Source organism: Ruegeria sp. BB6 (assembly GCF_056539385.1).
This window is the reverse complement of record NZ_JBQFUW010000021.1, coordinates 1-1353: the sequence shown is the minus strand read 5'-3', so window position 1 is coordinate 1353 and position 1353 is coordinate 1. Positions and strand designations below refer to the sequence as shown.

Below are 1353 nucleotides of genomic sequence, written 5' to 3'. Positions count from 1 at the left end.
TGGAACGTCCGATCGGCCTCGAGAGCCATACGTTCTCTATGTATTCCGAAGCCTCTTTCTCTATTTGATTATTTTGAACAGGAGAAGGTACTGGGGCCTTCCCTTCATTGCTTATACCGGCTCCCAAGTCACTCAGCACCCATGCCAGATTTCGGCTAAAACCCCCACATGCGGCCAGTTCTCAAGTTAAACTCTTCTCCCACAGAGATGGTACCGAAAATCGGATGTTTGCGCCTCGAAACTAACTCTATGTGGAAGTTTCCGGCCCCTTCTTGACCCGCTCGGATCAGATCAAAGCAATTGCAAAAATTGACGTAAAGGGCCAACGAATATGGTGCTGGCTGGAAGAACACGGATCATGTCTTTCTTTTCAGTTTTCTCACTGAAGTCTGATATTAAATACGAGTGCTTTGAGCCGATAACATTGCGGTTACCCAGACTAAGGGTCATCGATCCTGCAGGACAATATCCCATCGCGCTGGTTCGTTGGGGTCTTGTGCCTCGATAAATGCGTAGTGGGTTTTGTTCCAAGAAAGCACCCGGTTGGTCAGGTTGTCCAACACATAATCTCCTTTGGATGTCCTAACGACTAGTACCGCATGCCCTTCGCGGTGAAGATCCAACACGGTAGCGAGAAGTAAGTGATCCGGAGAGATGCCCAATTTCTGAAGTTCTACCTTCTTGAGCATCGCGATGTCTTCGCAATCTCCGCCTAAGTGCGAGGGCAGTGCCCACTTTTCAAGAACGTGATACTGGCTCTTGTCAGACACCTCCGGAGTTTTTTGGTTAATGCTTTGATTTACTTTTTTTATCTTCTTCCATTCAGCATCGGTAATCTGATGAGGGTTCGGTGATTTTTGACAAATTGGCGGATAACTCGAGCAAACACTTTCAAACCCTTTTGGCGCCGGCCATTCTCGACCCAAGTGCATGATTGTGTCCGCAATAGATGCAGTCGAAAGGGTACAAAGAACACCACAAAGACCAGCCAAAAAATCTAACCGCATAGTCATTTTTGACGATTCTTCCTCAAAATATCCAAACCAGATTATGTCCGGCGAAAGCGCAAAATCAAATCTTGATCATCGGAAACTTCGATCTTGAAAGCGTTTGGTGATCGAATCCCAAGACAAAAGCAGACTGCACCACAGAACCTATCTGAAGGAAACCGCCAAGATAGCTGGGCACAGTTGCATCGCCTGAAATGAACGGCTGCTTAACCTGCCCACCTGATGGATTAATGCTCTCCCGTCTAAGTTCACGCACTGCGGCATCGGAAGGGTTGGCAATTGGCCGCTTGTGGGCAGTTTGCATAACCTAGTGTAGTTCGACTGAATGGCAGCAAAGTCCGCA

General features: G+C 47.6%; 1 protein-coding gene. It reads right to left on the bottom strand.

Going from position 1 to position 1353, the window contains the following annotated elements; all coding sequences use genetic code 11:
- Positions 1-446: 446 nt before the first annotated feature.
- On the bottom strand, positions 447-1013 hold the full coding sequence (locus ACR0B7_RS20970) for a transglutaminase-like cysteine peptidase (protein WP_170486574.1): 567 nt from the start codon (positions 1011-1013) through the stop codon (positions 447-449).
- Positions 1014-1353 lie beyond the last annotated feature (340 nt).

Bases quoted from the DNA above. Each gene is read 5' to 3' on its own strand.
- ACR0B7_RS20970 (WP_170486574.1), bottom strand. From the start codon at position 1,013: ATGACTATGCGGTTAGATTTTTTGGCTGGTCTTTGTGGTGTTCTTTGT.